Here is an 18,592-nt window from a genome sequence, read left to right as displayed (position 1 = left end):
GGATGGCCGCCCTCGCCCCTTGGGCCGGCGCCGGCTTCTGCCTGGCCGGCGCCTGGCTGCTCCGGTCGGCCTGGGCGCGGCGCGCCCGGGCGCGCGCGGCGATGGCGCGGGGGCTGGCCGCGCCGCCCCTGGCGCCGTCGCTGGCGATGATGGGCGAGATGATGCCCCCCATCATCCGCCTCGGGCTGATCCTGGCCGGGCTGCAGGGGCTGCTCGCCTATGGCATGACCGGCGGCGTCTTCTCGCTCTTCGATCTCGCCGGCTTCCTCTTCCTGCTCCTCGCCTACGACCTCTGGCTCCGCTGCCGCACCCGCTACCGCCTGCCCGACGCGGCCGGCTGAGCGGGACCGCGTCGCGAGCAAATGACGAAGGGCCATGCCGTTGCCCCGGCCTCCGTCGCGCTTTGGCCGCAGGCTTCACCAAGGACGGGGCACGTCATGGGCTGGGAAAACTTCGTGAGCTGGCTGTTCGGCCTGACGCTGGTGGCGGCGCTCGCCATCGGCATCTGGCAATTCCTCTCGGTCCGGCGCAGCCGCGCCAAGCGGGGCGAGGAGGGGCCGGTGAAGCATCCGCTCGGCGCCGGCCGCAACACCCCGCCGCAACGCTGAGCGGCGGCCTGGGGCGGGCATGGACGGCGCGACGCTCGCGCGCTGGGAATGGGGCCTGATCCTGCTGCTGGTCCTGGCGCTGGCGCTGGCCGAGCTGGTCGCGGTGCGCCGCGCCATCGCCCGGGCCCGCGCCCGGGGCGAGCGCGGCTGAAGCGGTAATTCAGCGCAAGCTGCGCGGAATGCGGAAGGGCAGCATCGCCTGCACCCAGGGCGCGCGGAAGCGGTCCAGGTCCAGGCTCTCATGCACCGCCACCGTCGCCTCGCCGCAGAGCCGCGTCGCGATCATCGAGCGGGCATAGAAGGGCGCGTCCTGCAGCGTCCGCAGCACCCGCGGCGCCTCGCCCGGATCGGCGCGCGTCGGGCGGTCCAGCCGCCAGCGGCTGCGCGGCAGCGTCGCGGGCGGCGGTGGCGGCATGTCCTCGATCGCGCCCGAGGGGTGGACCCGCAGCGCCAGGGACTGAGCCGTGCCGTCCCGGCGCGCGACGTTGTAGAGCACCGCGCTGCCCGCCGCCTCTCCCTGGCCGAGCGGCGCGCGGCACCAGTCCCAGCGGCGGAAATCCTCCTCCAGCGGCGCATCGCCGTCGTTGCTGTCGAAATAGCCGGGGCCGGACCAGCGCAGCCGCGGCTGGTCGAGCTCCACCTCGATCCGCGCCGCCGCGGCGATGGGCCGCCAGCGGTGCCGCCCCGCGGCATCCAGCAGGAAGCCGCGCCGGCCGGGCGCGGCGGCGTGCAGCCGCACCCGGCCGCGCACCGGGCGCGGCAGCGGCGCCGCGACCTCGGCGAACTCCACCACCAGCGTCGCGCCGTCCCAGCGCAGCGTGCTCGGCCCGATGCGCAGCCAGTCCTCGCCGCGGCCGAGCGCCTCGCCGCGCCGCTCGGTCATCGCCCAGCGGCCGCCCGGGCCGTAGAGGGCGACGTTCAGCGCGCAATGCGCCGCCGGCTCCGCCGCCCGGCCGCCGCGCCGCGCCCAGGCATACCAGGGCGAGAAGACGCTGCCGATGAAGGCGATGATCGTCAGCCCGTGCCGCCCGTCCTCGCTCAGCCCGTCGAGGTACCACCACGCATAGCCGCGCGGCGGGACGGGCCGGTCGAACCGAGGTCCGCCCGCAGGCTCGCCGCCGCCTGACGGCCCGACAGCGCCGCCATCGGCACCCCCGCCCCCGGATGCACGCTGCCGCCGCAGAGATAGAGGCCCGGCAGCGCCGTCCGCGCCCCCGGCCGCTGGAAGCTCGCCTGCCAGCCATGCAGCGCCCGGCCGTAGAGGGCGCCCCCCGTCGCCGGGAAGAGCCGCTCGAACTCCGCCGGCGTGGTCAGCGCCGTCGCCATCGGCCGGAGCGTGAGGCCGCAGCGCCGCATCAGGCCGAAACTCGCCCGCTCGCATTCCTTGATCTCCGCTGGGGTGAAGGCGCGCCGGTCGCCGCTCGGCGGCGCGTTGACGAGCAGCAGCAACCGCTCCGGCCCGCCGGCATGCCCGCCCCCCGCATCGTCGCGGTCCTGGGCGCAGGCATAGACGGTGGGGTGGGCGGGCAGGCGTTGCTGGGCGAAGACGCGGTCGAACTCGTCCGCATAGGCGCCGGAGAAGAACACCGTGTGCCGCGCCAGCGGAAAGCCCTCCGCCTCGGCCAGCATGGCCCAGGTGACGGCCGAGAGGGAGCGCTCGCCCCGCAGCGTCACGGCGCGGGCCGGCAGCTCGCCGAACAGGCCGGCGGCCAGCGCCGCCAGGTCGGCGTTCAGGATGGCGGCGTCGACGGCCAGCCTTTCGCCATCGGCGAGCCTGAGGCCGGCGACGCGGCCGCCGCCGACCAGGATCTCGGCGACCTCGGCGCCGTAGCGGATCTGCGCCCCCCGTGCCGCGGCGAGGCCGGCCAGCGCCTCGGCCACCCGGTACATGCCGCCCTTGACCAGCCAGACCCCCTGTTGCTCGACATGCGCGATGAGCATCAGCGTCGCCGGCGCGAGGAAGGGCGACGAGCCGCAATAGGTCGAGTAGCGCCCGAAGAGCTGGCGCAGCCGCGCATCGGCGAAATGCTCGGCCAGGGCGCGCCAGAGCGTGGCGAAGGGGGAGACCCCCCAGAGCTCGGCGAGCCCCGCCGGCCAGGCGGCGGTGATCAGGGACAGCATGGAGGGGCGCGGCGCGCGGATGAAGGGCTGCTCCAGCGTGGACCAGATGCGGCGCGCGCGGTCGCAGAAGGCGCGGTAGCCCTGCGCTGCCGCCGGCCCGGCGAAGGCGCCGATCGCCTCGGCCGAGCGGTCGATATCGGCGTAGAGATCGAGCCGGCCGCCGCCGTCCCAGGCGTGGCGCGCCAGCACCGCCGCCGGCTGCAGCGTCAGGTGCTCGTCGAGCCTGGCGCCCGCCTCGGCGAAGATCTCCTCGAAGACCCAGCGCATGGTGAAGACGGTCGGGCCGGCATCGATGCGCGCATCGCCGAGCGCGATCTGGCGCATCTTGCCGCCCGGCGTCGCGGCGCGTTCCAGCACGATCACCTCGAGCCCCTGCGCCGCGAGCGACAGGGCTGCCACCAAGCCGCCGATGCCGGCGCCGACCACCGCAACACGTCCGGTGCGCATGAGGAGGGCCCCGCAATTAGCGCTTGACTCTTATGTCAATAGAAGTTGACAGTCGTGATCGTCAAACAAAAACGACAATCGCCAGGGCGCTCCCGAAGCCCCGGCGCAGCGGAGGACGGCAATGGACGGCGTCACCCGGATCGAGCGCAGCCTGGAGACTGCGGTGGCGATGGCCGACGCCGCCGATGCGCCGCCGCGCCTCGCTGCCGCCATGCGCCACGCCGTATTCCCCCGCGGCGCCCGGGTGCGGCCGCGCCTCTGCCTCGCTGTCGCCGCGGCCTGCGGCGAGGACGCCCCGGCCTTGACGGATGCCGCCGCGGCCGCGATCGAGCTGCTGCACTGCGCCTCCCTGGTGCATGACGACCTGCCCTGCTTCGACGATGCGGCGGAGCGGCGCGGCCGCCTCTCCGTGCATCGCGCCTTCGGCGTGCCGCTGGCCCTGCTGGCCGGCGATGCGCTGATCGTCCTCGCCTTCCAGACCCTGGCGCAGGCCAGCGAGGGCCTCGGCGCGCGGCTGCCGCCGGTGCTGGCCGCGGTCGGGCAGGGCGTGGGCGTGCCGCATGGCATCGTGGCTGGCCAGTCCTGGGAATGCGAGCCGGTCGCCGCGCTCGAGGCCTATCACCGCCAGAAGACCGGCGCGCTCTTCGCCGCGGCGGCCGCGGCGGGGGCGGCCTCCGCCGGCGCGGCGGATCTCGCGCCCTGGCGGATCTTCGGCGAGCGCCTCGGCGAGGCCTACCAGGCGGCGGACGACATCCGCGACGTGGTCGCCGAGCCCGACGAGATGGGCAAGCCGGCGGGCCGCGACGCGGCGCTCGGCCGGCCGAGCCTCGCCCTGGCGCTGGGCATTCCGGCCGCCGTGCAGCGGCTCGAGGAGCTCGTCGCCGTGGCGGCGCAGGCCATTCCCGCCTGCCATGGCGCCGCCGAGTTGCGCGCGCTCGTCCGCAGCGAGGCCCGGCGGCTGACGCCGCGCAGCCTCAGCCGCAGCGCGGCCTGAGCCGGCGGCATGACCGCGCGGGTCATGGCCCCGTCGATGCTGCCGGGCACGCTCGACCGGCTGCGCGACCTGCGCGAGGGGCTGGTGGCGAATCCGCGCTTCCGCCGCTGGGCGGCGCGCTTCCCGCTGACGCGGCCGGTGGCGCGGCGGCGGACGCGGGCGCTGTTCGATCTCTGCGCCGGCTTCGTCTATTCACAGGTGCTGCTGGCCTGCGTGCGGCTGCGGCTGTGCGAGCTGCTGCGCGCCGAGGGCGCGATGAGCGCCGCCGCCCTGGCGCCGCGCCTCGGCCTGGACGAGGCGGCGGCGCAGCGGCTGCTCGGCGCGGCGGCCTCGCTCGGCCTGGTGGCCCGGCGGCGGGGCGGCCGCTTCGCGCTCGGCCCGCTCGGCGCGGCCCTGGTCGGCAATGCCGGCTTGGTGGCGATGGTCGAGCACCATGCGGCGCTCTATGCCGACCTGCGCGACCCGGTGGCGCTGCTGCGCGGCGAGGGGCGCGGCGCGACGGATCTCGCGCGGCTCTGGCCCTATGCCGGCGAGGCGCGGCCCGAGGCGCTCGGCGCCGCCGAGGTGGCGGCCTATTCCACGCTGATGGCGGCCTCCCAGGCGATGATCGCCGAGGAGGTGCTCGATGTCGCGCCGCTGCGCGCGCATCGCTGCCTGCTCGACCTGGGCGGCGGGGAGGGCGTGTTCCTGGCCGCCGCCGCCGCCCGCGCGCCGCATCTGCAACTGCTGCTCTTCGACCTGCCGGCGGTGGCCGAGCGGGCGCGGGCCCGCTTCGCCCGGGAGGGGCTGGGAGGCCGGGCGCAGGCGATCGGCGGCGACTTCCTGCGCGATCCGCTGCCGGCCGGCGCCGACCTGATCTCGCTGGTGCGCGTGCTGCACGACCATGACGACGACGTCGCGCTCGCCATCCTGCGCGCCGCCCGGCGGGCCTTGCCGACCGACGGCAGCCTGCTGCTCGCCGAGCCGATGGCGGGCACGCCGGATGCCGAGCCCGCGGGCGAGGCCTATTTCGGCTTCTATCTCCTGGCGATGGGCCAGGGCCGGCCGCGCCGGCCGGCGGAGATCGACGGGTTGCTGCGCGCCGCCGGCTTCGGCCCGGCGCGGCTGCTGCGCACGGGCACGCCGCTGCTGGTGCGGGCCATGCTGGCGAGGCCGGTGGCATGACGCCGCCCGATCGCGCCGATGTGGCACGCGCCGTATGTCAGATGAAATTGACAGAAGTAATAGTCAGTTTAAACTTACAAACATCAGCACCCGGAGTCCCGCAGTGGACACCATGGCCGTGATCCTCGAGGAGCCAGAGCGCCTGGCGATCCGTCGCCTCAGCCTCTCGCCGCCCGGCGAGGCGGATGTGGTGGTCGAGGTGGCCTGGAGCGGCATCAGCACCGGCACGGAGCGCCTGCTCTGGTCCGGCCGGATGCCGCCCTTCCCCGGCCTTGGCTATCCGCTGGTGCCCGGCTACGAGTCGGTCGGCCAGGTCGCCGCGGCCGGGCCGGAGGCCGGGCTGCGCCCCGGCGAGACCGTCTTCATCCCCGGCGCGCGCTGCTTCGGCGAGGTGCGCGGGCTGTTCGGCGGCGCCGCCTCGCGTCTCGTGGTGCCCGGCGCGCGGGCCATCCGCATCGAGGCCGGGCTCGGCGAGCGCGGCGTGCTGCTGGCGCTGGCCGCCACCGCCTGGCACGCCCTCGCGGCGCCGCAGGCCCGGGCGCCGGACCTCGTCGTCGGGCATGGCGTGCTCGGCCGCCTGCTGGCGCGGCTGGCGCCGCTCGCCAGCGCGCCGCCGCCGGTGGTCTGGGAGCGCGACCCGTCCCGCGCCGCCGGCGCCGAGGGCTATGCCGTGCTGCATCCGGAAGCGGATGCGCGGCGCGACTACCGCGCGATCTACGACGCGAGCGGCGATCCGGCGGTGCTGGACACAGCGATCGCGCGGCTGGCGCCGGGCGGCGAGGTGGTGCTCGCCGGCTTCTATGCCGAGCCGCTGCGCTTCGCCTTCCCGCCGGCCTTCCTGCGCGAGGCGCGCATCCGCGTCGCCGCGGAATGGAAGCCCGACGACCTGCACGCCGTCGCCCGCCTGGTGGCGGAGGGGCGGCTCTCGCTGGACGGCCTGATCACCCATCGCCGCGCCGCCAGCGAGGCGGAGGCGGCCTACCGCACCGCCTTCGGCGATCCCGCCTGCCTGAAGATGGTCCTGGACTGGAGAGGTTCCGCATGAACGCACCCCTCGTCTCCGCCGGTTCGGCGCAGCCTATGGCCAGCCTGCACGCGCGGTTGCGCGCGGAGGCGGCAGAGGCGCCCGCGCCGGACACGGGCGGTGAGGCGTCCCGCGCGACGCAGGTGATCGCCATCTACGGCAAGGGCGGCATCGGCAAGTCCTTCACCCTGGCCAACCTCAGCTACATGCTGGCGCAGCAGGGCAAGCGGGTGCTGCTGATCGGCTGCGACCCGAAGAGCGACACCACCTCGCTGCTCTTCGGCGGGCGGAGCTGCCCGACCATCATCGAGACCTCCTCGCGCAAGAAGGCAGCGGGCGAGGCAGTGCAGATCGGCGATGTCTGCTTCAAGCGCGACGGCGTCTTCGCCATGGAGCTGGGCGGGCCGGAGGTCGGGCGCGGCTGCGGCGGCCGCGGCATCATCCACGGCTTCGAGTTGCTGGAGAAGCTGGGCTTCCACGACTGGGGCTTCGACTACGTGCTGCTCGACTTCCTGGGCGACGTGGTCTGCGGCGGCTTCGGCCTGCCGATCGCCCGCGACATGTGCCAGAAGGTGATCGTCGTCGGGTCGAACGACCTGCAGTCGCTCTACGTGGCGAACAACGTCTGCTCGGCGGTCGAGTATTTCCGCCGGCTCGGCGGCAATGTCGGCGTCGCCGGCATGGTGGTGAACAAGGATGACGGCACCGGCGAGGCGCATGCCTTCGCCGCCGCCGCCGGCATCCCGGTGCTGGCGGCCATCCCGGCCGACGAGGACATCCGCCGCAAGAGCGCCAGCTACGAGATCATCGGCAAGCCGGGCGGGCGCTGGGGGCCGCTCTTCGAGGCGCTCGGCAGCAGCGTCGCCGAGGCGCCGCCGCTGCGGCCGACGCCCCTGGCGCAGGAGGCGCTGCTCGGCCTCTTCTCGGGCGACGCGGTCGGCCGCGACGTGGTGCTGCAGCCGGCGACGATGGAGGACATGTGCGCCGCCGCGACGCTGGCGCGCCCCTCCCTCGAGGTCGTCTACGAGGGAAGCGTCTGAATGAGCGACGTGGCATCCCCCACGCTGCCGCCGGGCGAGGGTTGCCATGGCGGCCGCGAGACCATGCAGGCGGCCGCCCGCGCCGCCGGCAAGAGCGCGGCGCTCGACCGCATGCTGGCCGACTATCCGCGCGGCCCGCACGACCAGCCGCAATCCATGTGCCCCGCCTTCGGCGCGCTGCGCGTCGGGCTGCGCATGCGCCGGGTCGCGACGATCCTCTCCGGCTCGGCCTGCTGCGTCTACGGCCTCACCTTCACCAGCCATTTCTACGGCGCGCGCCGCACGGTGGGCTACGTGCCCTTCAACTCGGAGACGCTCGTCACCGGCCGGCTGTTCGAGGACATCCGCGACGCCGTCCGCGACACCGCCCGGCCGGAGGAGCATGACGCGGTGGTGGTGATCAACCTCTGCGTCCCCACCGCCTCCGGCGTGCCGCTGGACCGGCTGCCGCGCGAGATCGACGGCGTGCGCATCATCGGCATCGACGTGCCCGGCTTCGGCGTGCCGACGCATGCCGAGGCGAAGGACGTGCTGGCCGGCGCCATGCTGCGGGCGGCCCGGCAGGAGGCCGCGGCGGGGCCGGTGGCGCGGCCGCGCGAGCGGCGGGACGGCGAGCCGATGGTGGCGCCGATCGGCGAGCTCTTCCCGGCCGATCCGCCCGGCATCGCCGCGCTGCTGCGGCCGATGGGCCTCGGCCTGGCGCCGCCGCTGCCGGCGCGCGAGTGGCGCGACCTCTACGCCTCGCTCGACTGCCTGGCGGCCGCGGCGCTGCATCCCTTCTACACCGCGACGGTGCGCGAGTTCCACGCGGCCGGCCGGCCGGTCATCGGCTCCGGCCCGGTGGGCGTCGAGGGCAGCGCCGCCTGGCTGGAGGCGATCGGCCGCGCCGCCGGCCTGCCGGCCGCGCGCATCGGCGCCGCGACCGACCAGGCCGTGGCGGCGACCCGCGCCGCCCTGGCGCTGCACCCGGTCCAGGCGCGCGTGACGGTCTCCGGCTACGAGGGCTCCGAGCTGCTGGTCGCCCGGCTGCTGGTCGAGGCCGGCGCCGAGGTGCCCTATGTCGGCACCGCCCTGCCGCGCACCGAATGGAGCGAGCCCGACCGCGCCTGGCTGGAGGCGCGCGGCGCGCATGTGCAGTACCGCGCCTCGCTGGAGCAGGACCTGGCGGCAATGCGCGAGACCCGCCCGGACCTCGCCCTCGGCACCACGCCGCTGGTGCAGGCGGCCAAGGAGCTGGGCATCCCGGCGCTCTACTTCACCAACATGGTCTCGGCGCGGCCGCTCTTCGGCCCCGCCGGCGCCGGCGCGCTCGCCGGCATCGTCGCGGCGCAGACGCGCCAGGCCGGCCGCTTCTCCCGCATGGTCGCCTTCTTCGACGGCGTCGGCGCGGGCGAGGCCGCGGGCTATGGCAGCCGCGGCAAGCCCGCCGACCCGCCCGGCTTCCGCGAGCGCCAGCGCAAGCTGCGCGCCATGCGGGCCAAGGCGGACGAGGCGGTGGGGAGCTGACGGCGATGCTGGTGCTCGATCACGACCGGGCCGGCGGCTACTGGGGCGCCGTCTATGCCTTCACCGCCATGCGCGGGCTGCGCGTGGTGATCGACGGGCCGGTCGGCTGCGAGAACCTGCCGGTGACGGCGGTGCTGCACTACACGGATGCGCTGCCGCCGCACGAGCTGCCGATCGTCGTCACCGGCCTCGACGAGGACGCGCTGTCGCAGAACGGCACAGAGGGCGCGCTGCGGCGCGCCGCCGGCACCCAGGACCCCGACCTGCCGGCGGTGGTCGTCACCGGCTCCATCGCCGAGATGATCGGCGGCGGCGTGACGCCCGAGGGCAGCAACCTCCGCCGCTTCATCCCGCGCACCATCGACGAGGACCAGTGGCAGGCGGCCGACCGCGCCATCAACTGGCTCTGGACGGAGTTCGGCGACCGGCGCGGCAAGGTCCGGCCGCGCACGCGCAAGCCCGGCGAGCCGCCGCGCGTCAACATCATCGGGCCGATCTACGGCACCTTCAACATGCCCTCCGACCTTGCCGAGATCCGCCGCCTGGTGGAGGGCATGGGCTGCGTGGTGAACCTCGTCTTCCCCCTCGGCAGCCATATCGAGGACATCGCGAAGCTGCCCGATGCCGACGTCAACATCTGCCTCTACCGCGAGTTCGGGCGGCGGCTCTGCGAGACGCTGGAGCGGCCCTGGCTGATGGCGCCGATGGGCGTCTTCGCCACCACCAACTTCCTGCGCAAGCTGGGGGAGCTGACCGGCCTCGACCCCGAGCCCTTCATCGAGCGCGAGAAGCACACCACGCTGAAGGTGCTGTGGGACCTGTGGCGGAGCGTGACGCAGGACTTCTTCGCCAGCGCCTCCTTCGCTGTGGTGGCGACCGAGACCTATGCGCGCGGCCTGCGCCGGCTGCTCGAGGAGGAGCTCGGCATTCCCTGCGCCTTCGCCTTCGAGCGCCGCCCGGGCGAGAAGACCGACAACGCGGCGGTGCGCCAGGCGATGCGCGACACGCCGCCGCTCGTCCTCTTCGGCTCCTACAACGAGCGCATGTACGCGGCCGAGCTGCGCAGCCGCGCCATCTACATCCCCGCCTCCTTCCCCGGCGCGATCATCCGGCGGAGCACCGGCACGCCCTTCATGGGCTATGCCGGCGCGGCCTATGTGGTGCAGGAATACTGCAACGCGCTCTTCGATGCGCTCTTCCACATCCTGCCGCTCGGCACCGATCTCGACCGGGTCGATCCCACGCCGGCGCGCGCCGCCGAGAGCTGGGACGAGGCGGCCCTGCTGATGCTGGAGGAACGGCTGCAGGCCGAGCCCTTCCTGCTGCGCATCTCCGCGGCCAAGCGCCTGCGCGAGAATGCCGAGCGGAAGGCCCGTGCGGCCGGCGAGCGGCGCGTGACGGCCGATCGCCTCGCCCGCTCGCTTCTCGAGGAGGGCGCGGCATGAGCCGCCCTGGCCTCCCTCATCGTCCGCGACGCGAAGCGCTGCGGCGATCCCGGCCGCGCGGGACCCGCGCGGCAACGGCCGCGAGGCCAAACACCGAGAGGTGCCAGCATGTCTGACGCAAGGGACAAGAGAGATGTCTCCTTGTCGGGACTGACCGAGCCGGAGGCGAGGGAGTTTCACAGCATCTTCGTCACCAGCTTCATCGTCTTCACCGTGATCGCCATCATCGCCCACTTCCTCGTCTGGCAGTGGCGTCCCTGGCTGCCCGGCGTCGACGGGTACCGGACCTCGCTCCTGGATGGCGCGAGCAGCCTGCTGACGATGTTGACCTAGGGAGGAAAACGCCATGTGGCGCGTTTGGCTGCTTTTCGATCCGAGACGGGCGCTCGTCGCGCTCTTCACCTTCCTGCTCGTCCTGGCGCTGCTGATCCACTTCATCCTGCTCAGCACCGACAGGTTCAACTGGCTGGAGGGGGCTCGCCGCACGGCGGTGCCCGGAACCACGGCGGGACAGATGACCCCGCTGCCGGCACCGGCGCCGGGGACGACACGGTAACGCGGCCGTCCCGCCGGAGAACCGGGCGGGGCCGCGTGCCCCGCCCAAGACCGGGATGGCCGGGCAGAGGGAGAACCACGGCATGGCGATGCTGAGCTATGAGAGGAAGTACCGCGTCCGTGGCGGTACCCTGCTCGGGGGCGACCTGTTCGATTTCTGGGTGGGGCCGTTCTATGTCGGCTTCTTCGGCGTCACGACGATCTTCTTCAGCGCCCTCGGCACGGCGCTGATCGTCTACGGCGCGGCGCTGCAGGGCACCTTCAACATCTGGCTGATCAACATCCCGCCGCCGGATCTCCGCTACGGCCTCGGCTTCGCGCCGCTCAAGGCCGGCGGGCTATGGCAGGCGATCACGGTCTGCGCCATCGGGGCCTTCTGCTCCTGGGCGCTGCGGCAGGCGGAGATCGCCCGCAAGCTGGCCATGGGCTACCACATCCCGGTCGCCTTCAGCGTCGCCATCCTCGCCTATATCACGCTCGTCGTCGTGCGGCCGGTGCTCATGGGCGGCTGGGGGCACGGCTTCCCCTACGGCATCTGGAGCCATCTCGATTGGGTCTCCAATGTCGGGTACCAGTACCTGCATTTCCACTACAACCCGGCGCACATGCTCGCGGTGACCTTCTTCTTCACCACGACCTTCGCGCTCTCGCTGCACGCCTCCCTCGTCCTGGCCGCGCTGAACCCGAAGAAGGGCGAGCCGGTGAAGACGGCGGAACACGAGAACACCTTCTATCGCGACATCATCGGATACTCGATCGGCACGCTCGGCATCCACCGCCTCGGCCTGTTCCTGGCGCTGAGCGCCGGGTTCTGGAGCGCGGTGTGCATCGTCATCAGCGGGCCGTTCTGGACGCGCGGCTGGCCGGAATGGTGGGGCTGGTGGCTGCGCCTGCCGATCTGGAGCTGAGAAGACCCGCGCGCCGGCCCCCCCGTGCCGGCGCGCCAAGAGAACATGCTGGAGGAGGGGCCTAGGCCATGGGGTATGAGTACCAGAACCTCTTCACCCGCGTTCAGGTGCGCGGGCCCGCCTATTCCGGCGTGCCCGTCGCCCGCGCGGACGAGCCGCGCGGCGGCCAGGTCTCCTTCTCGCATCTCCTCGGACAGATCGGCGATGCGCAGGTCGGGCCGATCTATCTCGGCTGGCTCGGCCTGATGTCGCTGATCTGCGGCTTCGTCGCCGTGGAGATCATCGGCCTCAACATGTGGGCCTCGGTGAACTGGGACCCGGTGCAGTTCATCCGCCAGTTGCCCTGGCTGGCGCTCGAGCCGCCGGCGCCGCACTGGGGGCTGCGCCTGCCGCCGCTGCAGGAGGGGGGCTGGTGGCTGATGGCCGGCTTCTTCCTCACCCTGTCGGTCCTGCTCTGGTGGCTGCGGGTGTACCAGCGGTCGCGCCAGCTCGGCCTCGGCACGCACACGCCATGGGCCTTCGCCGCCGCGATCTGGCTCTACCTGGTGCTCGGCTTCATCCGGCCGCTGCTGATGGGAAGCTGGGGCGAGGCGGTGCCCTTCGGCATCTTCCCGCACCTCGACTGGACCGCGGCTTTCTCGATCCGCTACGGGAATCTCTTCTACAACCCGTTCCACGCCCTCTCGATCGTCTTCCTCTACGGCTCCACCCTGCTCTTCGCCATGCATGGCGCGACCATCCTCGCCGCCGGGCGGTTCGGTTCGGAGCGCGAGGTGGAGCAGGTGATCGATCGCGGCACGGCGCATGAGCGCTGCGCCATCTTCTGGCGCTGGACCATGGGCTTCAACGCGACCTTCGAGAGCATCCACCGCTGGGCCTGGTGGTTCGCCGTGCTGTGCCCGCTGACGGGCGGCATCGGCATCCTGCTGACCGGCACGGTGGTCGACAACTGGTACCTCTGGGCGATCAAGCACGGCTATGCGCCGGCCTATCCGGCCGTCTGGCCGCATGTCGCCGACCCAGGCCTGATGACGGGAGCGGCACGATGAACGGCTTCGGCAGGAATTTCGTGCTTGGCGTCTCGTCGTCGATCGCGGTGCTGGTCGTCCTGGCCATCGTGCTGACCACCTTCGAGCGGCCGCCGGTCGAATCGGTGCAGCGCGGCTTCCGGGGCACCGGGATGGAGCTGGTCTACAACCCGCGGACGGTGGCGGCGGATCTCGCCGCCGTGCGGCTGCCGGAGGTGCTGGACCCCGCCGACAACGACGGGCCGCGCGCCTCCGAGATCTACGAGAACGTCAAGGTCCTCGGCAACCTCTCGAACGCGCAGTTCCTGCGGCTGATGCAGGCGATGACCGAGTGGGTGTCGCCCGAGGGCAGCGTGGAGAACGGCGGCTGCAACTACTGCCACAACCCGGAGAACCTGGCGGCGGATGACCGCTACACCAAGGTGGTGGCACGCCGGATGTTGCAGATGGTGCACGAGATCAATGGCAAGTGGCAGACGCATGTCGGGGAGACGGGCGTGACCTGCTACACCTGCCATCGCGGCCAGCCGGTGCCGGCGGCGGTCTGGTCCACCACGCCGGCGCAGGGCCGCTCGACGGGCCTGCTGGAATCCTCCACCGGGCAGAACCTCGCGGCGCCCTCGGTCGGCCTCACCTCGCTGCCCTACGACGCCTTCACGCCCTTCCTGCTGCAGGATCACGAGATCCGCGTGATCACGCGGCCGGATGCACCGGCGGTGAACCGCTCCTCCATCAAGCAGACGGAGTGGACCTACGGGCTGATGGTGCATTTCTCCGAGGCTCTCGGCGTGAACTGCACCTACTGCCACAACAGCCGCGCCTTCTTCGACTGGGACGAGAGCAGCCCGCCGCGCGCGACGGCCTGGCACGGCATACGCATGCTGCGCGACGTCAACGGCAACTATATCGAGCCGCTGCGGAACGTCATGCCGCCGGAGCGCCACGGGCCGCTGGGCGATGCGCTGAAGGCGAACTGCGCGACCTGCCATCGCGGCGCCTTCAAGCCCCTCTACGGCGCCCCGCTGCTGCGTGACTACCCAGAACTGCGCGAAGTCCGGGAGAACGCCGCGCAGTGAGCCTGCCTGGGCCATGGCATGGTCCATGGCCCGGCAGGGCGGGTCTGCGGGGCGGCGCCGCGCGCCCGGCATGGTGACGCGCCGCACCGCACCCGCAGAGGAATGCCGCATGCAACGTACCATACTGACAGTCGCGATCGCCCTTGGCGTTCTCCCGAGCCTTCCCGTGGCGGCGCAGGACGCGGCCGCAGGCCAGCGCGTCTTCAATCAATGCCGCGTCTGCCATGTCATCGAGGATAACGGCCGCAACGGTGTCGGCCCCAACCTGCACGGCATCGTCGGTCGGAAGGCGGCCAGCCTCTCCAGCTATTCCTATTCCTCCGCCATGAAGGCCAAGGGCGAGGAAGGCTGGGTCTGGACCGAGGACAACCTGAACACCTATCTCGAGAACCCGCGCGGCATCGTGCCCGGCACCAAGATGTCCTTCCCGGGCCTGAAGGACGAGGAGCAGCGGAAGAACGTGATCGCCTTCCTCAAGTCGCAGGGCTAACCCCGCCGCGCGGCATGGTCCGGGAACCATGCCGCCGGCAATCCGGCCTCACACGTCGAGATTGGCGACCTTCAGCGCGTTGTCGACGATGAACTCCCGCCGCGGCTCCACGACATCGCCCATCAGCGTCGAGAAGACGGTCTCCGCTGCCTCGACATCCTCGACCTTGACCCTGAGCTGGGTGCGCACCGCCGGATCGAGCGTGGTCTTCCAGAGCTGCTCGGGGTTCATCTCGCCCAGCCCCTTGAAGCGCTGGATGGTCAGCCCCTTGCGGCCCTGCGCCAGCAGCCGCTCCAGCGCCATGGCCGGACCCGGCACGGGGGTCTCGGCGCCGTCCAGCGCCAGCACCGCGCCCTCGGCGAATTGCCGGCCGAGCGCCTCGCGCCGCTCGTCGAGCCAGCGCGCCTCGGCGCTGCGCAGCGCCACCGGCGTCAGCGCGTAGCGCTCCGTCACCCCGCGCACCGTGCGCCAGAGCTGCAGCCCCGCCTCGCCCGGCGCGGCGTTCCAGTGCCGCTCCGCCGGCAGGGCCAACATGTTCAGCCGGCCGACCAGGGCCGCCGCGGCGGCGGTCGCGCGCTCGGCATCGAGGGTGAGGGCGCCGGCGACGGCGGCCTGCTCGACGATCTCGGCCGGCACGTGCGCGGCGAGGCGGCGGATGCGCGCCGCGGTCTGCCGCAGCGCCTCCGCCTCCGCCCGCAGCGCCTCGCCCGCCAGCACGCGGCCATCGCCGAGCGAGAGCGTCGCGCCGTTGAGCGCCTTCTCGAGCAGGTAGTCCTCGAGCGCCCGGTCGTCCTTCAGGTAGCGCTCGTCATTTCCGCGCTTGGCGCGGTAGAGCGGCGGCTGGGCGATGTAGAGATGCCCGCGCTCGATCAGCTCCGGCATCTGCCGGAAGAAGAAGGTGAGCAGCAGGGTGCGGATATGGCTGCCATCCACATCCGCGTCCGTCATGATGACGATGCGGTGGTAGCGCAGCTTGTTGGCGTCGAACCCGCCCTTGGCCGGCTCGCCCGGGCCGATGCCGGTGCCGAGGGCGGTGATCAGCGTGCCGATCTCGGCCGAGGAGAGCATCTTGTCGACGCGCGCCCGCTCGACGTTCAGGATCTTGCCCTTGAGCGGCAGGATCGCCTGGAAGGCGCGGTTGCGCCCCTGCTTGGCCGAGCCGCCGGCGCTGTCGCCCTCCACCAGGAAGAGCTCGCACTTGCTCGGGTCCTTCTCCTGGCAATCGGCGAGCTTGCCGGGCAGGGTCGAGATGTCGAGCGCGTTCTTGCGCCCCACCTTCTCGCGCGCGAGCTGCGCCGCCTTCCGCGCCGCCGCGGCCAGCACCACCTGCTCGAGGACGTTCTTCGCTTCCTTCGGATGCGTCTCGAACCAGTGGGACAGGGCATCGGCGACCGCCGCCTGCACCACCGGCTGCACCTCGGAGCTGACCAGCTTGTCCTTGGTCTGGCTGCTGAATTTCGGGTCCGGCACCTTGACCGAGAGGACGCAGGTCAGCCCCTCGCGCATGTCCTCGCCGACGAGCTCGACCTTCTCCTTCTTCGCCAGGTCGTCGGCGTATTTCGCCACCACGCGGGTCAGCGCCTGGCGGAAGCCGGCCTGATGGGTGCCGCCGTCGCGCTGCGGGATGTTGTTGGTGAAGCACAGCGCCACCTCGCGCGGGCTGTTGTTCCACCACATCGCCAGCTCGACCCGGATGCCCTCCTGCTCCTTCGAGACCAGGCTGACGGGCGGCCGGAAGAGCGGCTCCTTGCCCTGGTCGAGCCATTCGACGAAGGCAACGAGGCCGCCCTTGAAGTCGAACAGCACCTCCTGCGCCGGGACGTGGCGGTCGTCCTTCAGCGAGATGGAGAGGCCGGAATTGAGGAAGGCGAGCTCGCGCACCCGCCGCTCGAGCACGGCGAAATCATACTCGACCTTGGTGAAGGTGCCGGAGGAGGGCTTGAAGGTCACCTCCGTGCCGCTCCGCTCCTCGGAGGGGCCGAGGATGGTCAGCGGCTGCACCGTCTCGCCATGCGCGAAGCGGACGAGATGCTCGATGCCGTTGCGCCAGATCCGCACATGCATCCATTCGGACAGCGCGTTCACCACCGCGGCGCCGACGCCATGCAGGCCGCCGGAGACCTTATAGGAGTTCTGGTTGAACTTGCCGCCGGCATGCAACCGGGTCAGCACGACCTCGGCGGCGGAGATCCCCTCCTCCTCATGGATGTCGACCGGGATGCCCCGCCCGTCGTCGCGCACGGTGACGGAGCCGTCGCCGTTCAGCGTCACCTCCACCCGCGTGGCGAAGCCGGCCTGCGCCTCGTCGACGGCGTTGTCGATGATCTCGAAGGCCATGTGGTGCAGGCCCGAGCCGTCATCGGTGTCGCCGATATACATGCCAGGCCGCTTCCGCACGGCCTCGAGGCCACGCAGGACGGTGATGGAAGCGCTGTTGTAATCGTCCCCGGTGCGGTCAGGCGGGGTCGGTTCGGCGCGCGCGGCTGCGTCGCTCATGCCGGCGGCAAACTCCTCAGGTCTTCGGGGCGGGAAACACGCCCTAATATAGGGATTCAGACGGCGCGGGGCACGGCAAAATCCGTGTCCGCAACGAGTTGCCCGGGGCTCGCCCGGAACCCCTCGGCCAGGCCGCGCAAGGGGGCGAAGAGGCCGGCATCGGTGCCGGTCAGGAAGGCCTGGGCCGGCAGCCCGGCCAGCGCCGCGAAGAGCGCCTCGCGCCGGGTCGCGTCGAGATGCGCCGCCACCTCGTCCAGCAGCAGCAGCGGCGCGAAGCCGCGGGCGGCGGCGATCAGCCCGGCATGCGCCAGCACCACCGCCACCAGCAGCGCCTTCTGCTCCCCGGTGGAGCAGAGCGCGGCCGGCAGGTCCTTCGGCGCATGGGTGAAGAGCAGGTCGGCCCGGTGCGGCCCGCTGAGCGTCGCCCCGGCCGCCGCGTCGCGGCCGCGGCTGGCGGCCCACTCGGCCCGCAGCCGCTCCTCCACCGCCAGCGCCGGCGCCTCGGCCAGCGCCGCGGCGACCGGGCATTGCAGCGCCAGCCGCGCCGCCGGGAAGGCGCCGGTCACGCCCTCCGCCAGAAGGGCGTTGAGCCGCGCCACCAGCCCGCGCCGGGCGGCGGCGGTCGCGGCGCCGTGCCGGGCCATGGCGTCCTCCAGCCCGGCCAGCCAGGCCGGGTCGGCCCGGGCGCCCTCCCGCCGCGCCTGCGCCAGCAGGCGGTTGCGCTGCGCCATGGCCTGGTCGTAGCCCGCCACCTCGCGCGCATGGTGCGGCTCCAGCGCCCAGACCAGCCGGTCGAGGAAGCGGCGCCGGTCGCCCGCCCCATCCTGGAACAGCCGGTCCATCTGCGGCGTCAGCCAGACCGCGGCCACCCGCTCGGCCAGCAGGGCCTGGGAGCGCACCGGGGCGCCGTCGAGGCGAAGGACCCGGCGTTCCGGCGGCCCGCCCTCGGGCGTGCCGGTGCCGATGTCGAATGCCTGGCCGAAGGGGTCATGGAAGCGCCCCGCCGCGGCCCAGGGCAGCGGCGCCCCGCCCTCCTGGCGGCCGAGCTCCACGGTCCGCGCGCCACGCAACCCGCGGCCCGGCCCGAGCAGGCTGACCGCCTCCAGCAGGTTGGTCTTGCCGGCGCCGTTCGGGCCGGTGACGAGGATGATCCGGCCCTGGAACGGGATGGTCAGCGCCGGCCAGCTGCGGAAGTCCCGCAGCATCAGCCGGCCGAGATGGAGGCCGGGGGCCGGCGCCATCAGCGGCCCGCCTCCGGGGAGCCGGGAGGGGCCGGGCGGAAGGCCTCAGCCTTCCTCGTCGCGGTCGTTCTCCACCTCGAGCTCGTCGCCGATCGACTCCGCATCGTCCTCGAGCTCCTCGGCGTCCTCGACCGCCTCGTCGCCCTCGACATCCTCGAGCTCCACCTCGTCGCCTTCCGCCTCCGGCGCGGCGACGCGCTTCTTCAGCTTGTCCTCGGCCGGCAGCGCGCCGGCGGTGCGGCGCAGGCGCGGCTGCTCGGCCGGCTGCTCGGTGCCGCATTTCGGGCAGACGGCCGGCGCCCGCATCAGGTCGTAGAATCTCGTGCTGCAGGCAACGCAGACACGCTTGAGGCCCAGTTCGGGCTTGGCCATGGGGGAGACGCCTCGCAGCTCGGGCCGTCCGCCGGCCGGGGCCGGATGGCGGGAACGGCGCGACCGCCCGCCTCGCC

At 72.9% G+C, this 18,592-nt stretch carries 20 protein-coding genes; 15 read left to right on the top strand and 5 right to left on the bottom strand.

Annotation, left to right across the window (positions count from 1 at the left end):
- The first annotated feature begins 2 nt into the window (after nucleotides 1-2).
- The 3 genes from DOO78_RS17935 (at nucleotide 3) to DOO78_RS28450 (ending at nucleotide 759) form a co-directional block, all read left to right on the top strand.
- The gene (locus DOO78_RS17935; RefSeq protein WP_111471238.1) at nucleotides 3-341 is read left to right on the top strand and encodes a hypothetical protein; all 339 of its coding nucleotides are present in this window, start codon (nucleotides 3-5) and stop codon (nucleotides 339-341) included.
- 114 nt (nucleotides 342-455) lie between these two features.
- Nucleotides 456-608 (top strand): hypothetical protein, encoded by a 153-nt coding sequence (locus DOO78_RS27610; protein WP_165838962.1) that lies wholly within the window; start codon nucleotides 456-458, stop codon nucleotides 606-608.
- Between the two features lie 19 nt (nucleotides 609-627).
- Nucleotides 628-759 (top strand): hypothetical protein, encoded by a 132-nt coding sequence (locus tag DOO78_RS28450; protein ID WP_279387808.1) that lies wholly within the window; start codon nucleotides 628-630, stop codon nucleotides 757-759.
- Between the two features lie 9 nt (nucleotides 760-768).
- Here the strand turns inward: DOO78_RS28450 and DOO78_RS17930 are convergent, their stop codons facing one another.
- Together DOO78_RS17930 and crtD are read right to left on the bottom strand one after the other, a co-directional pair.
- Nucleotides 769-1,491, bottom strand: a complete 723-nt coding sequence (locus DOO78_RS17930) for a carotenoid 1,2-hydratase (protein ID WP_243634587.1) — start codon at nucleotides 1,489-1,491, stop codon at nucleotides 769-771.
- Between the two features lie 155 nt (nucleotides 1,492-1,646).
- Nucleotides 1,647-3,176: a 1-hydroxycarotenoid 3,4-desaturase CrtD gene (crtD, locus tag DOO78_RS17925; protein ID WP_111471237.1), complete on the bottom strand. Its 1,530-nt coding sequence runs from the start codon at nucleotides 3,174-3,176 to the stop codon at nucleotides 1,647-1,649.
- A 121-nt stretch (nucleotides 3,177-3,297) separates the two neighbouring features.
- Here crtD and DOO78_RS17920 point away from each other — a divergent pair, with 121 nt between their 5' ends.
- The 12 genes from DOO78_RS17920 to DOO78_RS17865 all read left to right on the top strand — a co-directional run bounded on the left by DOO78_RS17920 (nucleotide 3,298) and on the right by DOO78_RS17865 (nucleotide 14,406).
- A complete protein-coding gene (locus DOO78_RS17920) occupies nucleotides 3,298-4,170 on the top strand; it encodes a polyprenyl synthetase family protein (protein ID WP_111471236.1) in 873 nt (290 codons plus the stop codon).
- Between the two features lie 9 nt (nucleotides 4,171-4,179).
- Entirely contained in the window at nucleotides 4,180-5,334 is a 1,155-nt protein-coding gene (locus DOO78_RS17915) for a methyltransferase (RefSeq protein ID WP_111471235.1), read from the top strand.
- A 112-nt stretch (nucleotides 5,335-5,446) separates the two neighbouring features.
- The gene (gene bchC, locus DOO78_RS17910) at nucleotides 5,447-6,379 is read left to right on the top strand and encodes a chlorophyll synthesis pathway protein BchC (protein WP_456309659.1); all 933 of its coding nucleotides are present in this window, start codon (nucleotides 5,447-5,449) and stop codon (nucleotides 6,377-6,379) included.
- A gap of 35 nt (nucleotides 6,380-6,414) precedes the next feature.
- Nucleotides 6,415-7,398 carry a chlorophyllide a reductase iron protein subunit X gene (locus DOO78_RS17905; protein WP_111471233.1) on the top strand — a complete coding sequence of 328 codons (984 nt, stop codon included), beginning with the start codon at nucleotides 6,415-6,417 and terminating at the stop codon, nucleotides 7,396-7,398.
- Nucleotides 7,399-8,904 (top strand): chlorophyllide a reductase subunit Y, encoded by a 1,506-nt coding sequence (gene bchY, locus DOO78_RS17900; protein WP_111471232.1) that lies wholly within the window; start codon nucleotides 7,399-7,401, stop codon nucleotides 8,902-8,904.
- A gap of 5 nt (nucleotides 8,905-8,909) precedes the next feature.
- Nucleotides 8,910-10,349: a chlorophyllide a reductase subunit Z gene (gene bchZ / locus DOO78_RS17895; RefSeq protein ID WP_111471231.1), complete on the top strand. Its 1,440-nt coding sequence runs from the start codon at nucleotides 8,910-8,912 to the stop codon at nucleotides 10,347-10,349.
- 141 nt (nucleotides 10,350-10,490) lie between these two features.
- Complete coding sequence (gene pufB / locus DOO78_RS17890; protein ID WP_408887579.1) at nucleotides 10,491-10,682, top strand: light-harvesting antenna LH1, beta subunit; 192 nt, start codon at nucleotides 10,491-10,493, stop codon at nucleotides 10,680-10,682.
- A 13-nt stretch (nucleotides 10,683-10,695) separates the two neighbouring features.
- Nucleotides 10,696-10,905, top strand: coding sequence for a light-harvesting antenna LH1, alpha subunit (gene pufA / locus DOO78_RS17885; protein WP_111471229.1), 210 nt, complete (start codon nucleotides 10,696-10,698; stop codon nucleotides 10,903-10,905).
- An 82-nt stretch (nucleotides 10,906-10,987) separates the two neighbouring features.
- Nucleotides 10,988-11,812, top strand: coding sequence for a photosynthetic reaction center subunit L (gene pufL, locus DOO78_RS17880; protein WP_111471228.1), 825 nt, complete (start codon nucleotides 10,988-10,990; stop codon nucleotides 11,810-11,812).
- A gap of 68 nt (nucleotides 11,813-11,880) precedes the next feature.
- Nucleotides 11,881-12,861 carry a photosynthetic reaction center subunit M gene (gene pufM / locus DOO78_RS17875; RefSeq protein WP_111471227.1) on the top strand — a complete coding sequence of 327 codons (981 nt, stop codon included), beginning with the start codon at nucleotides 11,881-11,883 and terminating at the stop codon, nucleotides 12,859-12,861.
- Nucleotides 12,858-13,916, top strand: a complete 1,059-nt coding sequence (gene pufC / locus DOO78_RS17870) for a photosynthetic reaction center cytochrome PufC (protein ID WP_111471226.1) — start codon at nucleotides 12,858-12,860, stop codon at nucleotides 13,914-13,916. The genes pufM and pufC overlap by 4 nt, the downstream gene beginning before the upstream one ends.
- A 25-nt stretch (nucleotides 13,917-13,941) precedes the next feature.
- Entirely contained in the window at nucleotides 13,942-14,406 is a 465-nt protein-coding gene (locus DOO78_RS17865; RefSeq protein WP_243634586.1) for a c-type cytochrome, read from the top strand.
- Nucleotides 14,407-14,454: 48 nt separating this feature from the next.
- Here the strand turns inward: DOO78_RS17865 and gyrB are convergent, their stop codons facing one another.
- Genes gyrB through DOO78_RS17850 form a run of 3 tightly spaced genes read right to left on the bottom strand, consistent with a single transcriptional unit; the run spans nucleotide 14,455 to nucleotide 18,515 of the window.
- Nucleotides 14,455-16,902, bottom strand: coding sequence for a DNA topoisomerase (ATP-hydrolyzing) subunit B (gene gyrB, locus DOO78_RS17860; protein WP_111471224.1), 2,448 nt, complete (start codon nucleotides 16,900-16,902; stop codon nucleotides 14,455-14,457).
- Between the two features lie 56 nt (nucleotides 16,903-16,958).
- Complete coding sequence (gene recF, locus DOO78_RS17855) at nucleotides 16,959-18,143, bottom strand: DNA replication/repair protein RecF (RefSeq protein WP_111471223.1); 1,185 nt, start codon at nucleotides 18,141-18,143, stop codon at nucleotides 16,959-16,961.
- A 45-nt stretch (nucleotides 18,144-18,188) separates the two neighbouring features.
- Entirely contained in the window at nucleotides 18,189-18,515 is a 327-nt protein-coding gene (locus DOO78_RS17850) for a TIGR02300 family protein (RefSeq protein ID WP_111471222.1), read from the bottom strand.
- Nucleotides 18,516-18,592 lie beyond the last annotated feature (77 nt).

This window comes from Roseicella frigidaeris, assembly GCF_003258945.1.
Taxonomy (GTDB): Bacteria; Pseudomonadota; Alphaproteobacteria; order Acetobacterales; family Acetobacteraceae; genus Paracraurococcus; species Paracraurococcus frigidaeris.
Note: the sequence above shows the minus strand (reverse complement) of the source record. Positions and strands in the feature narration are given on the sequence as shown.